Annotated in this window: 5 protein-coding genes; 1 reads left to right on the top strand and 4 read right to left on the bottom strand. The window is 50.7% G+C overall.

The window, feature by feature from the left end; translation table 11 throughout:
• Nucleotides 1-1,655: 2-isopropylmalate synthase (locus AC2VLY_RS12345; protein ID WP_486892501.1), on the bottom strand; the 1,655-nt coding region annotated here is incomplete at its 3' end.
• Between the two features lie 141 nt (nt 1,656-1,796).
• On the opposite strand from AC2VLY_RS12345, the gene AC2VLY_RS12340 reads away from it, so the two are divergent.
• A complete protein-coding gene (locus AC2VLY_RS12340; RefSeq protein WP_486892502.1) occupies nt 1,797-2,282 on the top strand; it encodes an Lrp/AsnC family transcriptional regulator in 486 nt (161 codons plus the stop codon).
• Between the two features lie 90 nt (nt 2,283-2,372).
• On the opposite strand, the gene AC2VLY_RS12335 is transcribed toward AC2VLY_RS12340, so the two are convergent.
• The 3 genes from AC2VLY_RS12335 to AC2VLY_RS12325 form a co-directional block, all read right to left on the bottom strand.
• Nucleotides 2,373-2,519 (bottom strand): DUF202 domain-containing protein, encoded by a 147-nt coding sequence (locus tag AC2VLY_RS12335; RefSeq protein ID WP_300249275.1) that lies wholly within the window; start codon nt 2,517-2,519, stop codon nt 2,373-2,375.
• 63 nt (nt 2,520-2,582) lie between these two features.
• Complete coding sequence (locus tag AC2VLY_RS12330; protein ID WP_227485435.1) at nt 2,583-3,005, bottom strand: tetratricopeptide repeat protein; 423 nt, start codon at nt 3,003-3,005, stop codon at nt 2,583-2,585.
• A gap of 106 nt (nt 3,006-3,111) precedes the next feature.
• Nucleotides 3,112-3,630 (bottom strand): hypothetical protein (locus AC2VLY_RS12325; RefSeq protein WP_486922371.1); only part of this gene is annotated, 519 nt, incomplete at its 5' end.

The raw sequence follows: 3,630 nt of genomic DNA, 5'->3' as shown, positions 1-3,630 counted from the left end.
CCCGCCTTACCAATGGCACTCAGCACAGACTGCAAGGCGGCTTCGGTGGTGTCTTCACCAAAAGATACTGCTGAAGCGGTTCCAGCGGATTCCACACCGACCCGGGCGCAGGCCATGGCGCGGGCACCAGTCCCGGCTCCCAGGGCGTGCTGATCAAATTGCTCCACTTCGGCGTAAATGCCAGCACCCTGAATCAAGGCATCTACCAGCGCCCCTACAGCCCCACTCCCCTTCCCCTGCAAAATGCGGGGATGCGCTTCCGTGCCCATGACCACTGAGGCAATGACCTTTTCGCCTTCACGCTGCAAGCGGTAGCGTTGCATCTGCCAGTCGCCATTGCGCTTCACAAAATGACTTTCAAACAAGGCATATATCTGCTTCGCCGTGATCTCGCCGGATTGCTCTTCAGTCGCTTTCTGGACAACGGCACTGAATTCCTGAGCCAACCAGCGCGGCAGGGAAATACCATAATCCCTTTCCAATACATGGCTGACTCCGCCTTTGCCGGATTGACTGTTGATGCGCACCACCGCTTCATAGTTGCGGCCCAAATCGGCAGGGTCTACAGGCAAATAAGGCACCTCCCAAACAGCCGCATCCTGTCCCTGACGGTGATTGATGCCCTTACGAATCGCATCCTGATGGCTGCCGGAAAATGCGGTATACACCAGTTCACCAAACCACGGATGGCGGGGAGAAACCGCCATTCCCGTGCAACGGATGTAAATTTCGCTGATGGCCTCCCCCATGGACAGGTCCAGCTTCGGATCAAGCCCTTGAGAATACAAATTCATGGCCATGGTAAGAATGTCCATATTCCCGGTACGTTCACCATTCCCGAAGAGGGTCCCCTCAACCCGGTCAGCACCCGCCAACACCGCCAATTCTGCGGCAGCCACCGCACAACCCCGATCATTGTGGGTATGCACACTGATTTTAACGTGCTCCCGTCCCCGCAAATGGTCGCAAAACCATTCAATCTGATCTGCAAACACGTTGGGCATGGCGGATTCTACTGTAGCTGGCAAATTCAAAATAACCGGCTGACCCTCTTCAGGATGCCAGACGGACATCACGGCTTCGCAGATTTCAACGGCATAATCCAATTCCGTATTGCTGAAACTTTCAGGGGAATACTGAAATGTCCACCGGGTCTCCGGGAAACGGGCCGCTCCGGCTTTTACCCACTCGGCACCGCGCACGGCAATAGCCTTGACGCCCTCTTTATCCAGACCAAACACCTGTTCACGCTGCGCCGGACTGGTCGAGTTGTATACATGCACAATGGCGCGCTGCACACCTTGCAGAGCCGCATAAGTACGCTCAACCAGATTTTCTCGTGCCTGGGTCAAAACCTGAATGGTTACATCCTCAGGAATCCGTTTTTCCTCAATGATTTTGCGCACAAAGTCAAAGTCGGGCTGCGAGGCGGCGGGAAAACCCACTTCGATTTCCTTGAACCCCATCCGTACCAGCAAATCGAACATTTCCATTTTCTGGGCCACACTCATGGGCGACACCAAGGCCTGATTGCCATCGCGCAAATCCACACTGGCCCAGGTGGGTGCATGATGCATGCGCCGGTTGGGCCAACGCCGATCCGGCTTGTGGACGGCTGGAAAAGGCCGATAACGACGATGATTAAAGTTGTTCATGATGATTCTCCTGCCTGCTCAAGACGATGGGAGAACTATACGCGGCATTATCTGGCAGGTGCTTGCGAATTTTGACTTTAATGCCGCTTTTCACGCATTATTATTGCTACAATAATCATTTTTTAGATTGGATATTGCGCCATGAAAAATGGAGAACCCAAAATGCCCCTGGACCGTTACGATCGTCGCATCCTTGAAGCCTTACAAAAGGATTCCAGCCTGAGCAATCAGCGCCTCGCTGAAAAAATTGGCCTCTCCCCTTCTCCCTGTCTGCGTCGGGTGCAGGCGCTGGAAGAAGCAGGCATCATTCGCAAACAGGTGGCCTTGTTACAGCCAGAAAAAGTCGGGCTGGAACTCATGGTGCTGATGCACATCAGCATGGACCGCCATACCCCCGAACGCTTTGAGCATTTTGAAGCAGAGATTAAAAAATCCGACGAAGTTCTGGAATGTTATCTGATCACCGGGCACGATGCCGATTATCAAGTGAAGGTGGTCCTGCGCGACATGGCCCACTTTCAGGATTTTTTACTGAATCGCCTGACCAGAATCGAAGGCGTGACTGGCGTGCATTCCAGCTTTGTGTTGCGGAAAATGATCGATAAAACCGAATTTCCTATTTATTGAGAACCTGATTTTCTCAAGCCAACTTGCAGGTGTATTCAACCAATTTAATTGTCAGCAGTGCTTTCGATAGCATCAAGATGTTTTATTTTATTATCCTTCTATTCCTGCAAGAATGAGTACCAAGGCTGTCCGGGTAAAGGACAAGATGGTTCGTTCGTTGGCGAGAATGGTGCGATCCAGCGCCAACCAGTCCCTCAGGATAAAATTATGGGCTGAAAACTTATTTAGATAAGGCAATATTCTCCTCCTGTTATTGACTGACTGCCCTAAAATTTGGATATCAATGACGCCATCGGCATTTTAAGCTGCGGAATCGAGCAGGAATTGGGCTCGACGGGCCACATCAGCGGCCTCGCTTCGCGCAGCGGTCTTCCACCAATGAATCGCCCTATTGATATCACGTGATACACCCCATCCATGCGCATAAGCATTGCCCATCATAAGTTCTGCCTGCGGATAAAGATTGTCAGCACTCTTACGCCACCAATAGGCAGCTTCACTCAAATTTTGAGGAACACCATCACCTGTTGCATACGCCAGTCCTAGACGATATTGATCTGGACCATAACCATGTTCGGCACCAGCACGCCAATTGGCCAGCGTGTGCGCCGTCACCGAAATACTTGATAAGGCAGAAGTAGCATCGGAACTTGCCATTGCGCCAATAGGCATCAACATTAAGCCACACATAAAAATAAACTGCTTGCCAGGCATATTGGTCATTTACGGACTCCTCGAATCAGTAGTTGCGCTCGCGGAGGAATATCATTCAGCCGAAAAACGCTTATTTGGCTTTAAAAGTGTTGAATGGTCCCTACAGTATGGACCATTAGGACGGTTGTTTGGTTTCATCGGCAAGACGGATACCTGAAGCTATTAAAGACGAAGAGGTCCCTGAATAGTTCGAATATAAGACATGACCACATTGAAATAACGCATAACCGTCCACCAGATGACTTGTGGTCTGAATGTCTTTAAGCCAAGTATGCTGACTGACGCTCCAGAAGCTTGGACTATCCGGCATTGCTAGTTCGGCAATAATGGCTACATCGGGGAGCGTCTTGCGTATAGCGGCGGAGAAAAAACGAACAATATGCGCATATTCGGTCGGTCTATTTTCATAAGATGCCACGCGAAGAATGATACCATTTCCCTGAGCGGAAATTTTTAGCAGTTTTGATAACGCTGGGGGGACTTGTGCCTCGTTCCTTTTTGCTGAAGCAAAACCGCTTCCATGTAAGCCCAGAACCCTTAAGGATGGGGCTAAAATCGCATATTTGCCGTGCGCAAATGCCAATTTACCGAAAAGCTGAGCCAAGCTTACCGGATGATGCCATTGTCCTTTAGG

The organism is Acidithiobacillus sp. TH-A36, assembly GCF_057473445.1.
The sequence above is the reverse complement of the archived record's forward strand: the minus strand, read 5'-3'. Positions and strand labels throughout refer to the sequence as shown.

Bases quoted from the DNA above. Each gene is read 5' to 3' on its own strand.
- AC2VLY_RS12340 (WP_486892502.1), top strand. From the start codon at position 1,797: ATGAAAAATGGAGAACCCAAAATGCCCCTGGACCGTTACGATCGTCGC.
- AC2VLY_RS12330 (WP_227485435.1), bottom strand. From the start codon at position 3,005: ATGACCAATATGCCTGGCAAGCAGTTTATTTTTATGTGTGGCTTAATG.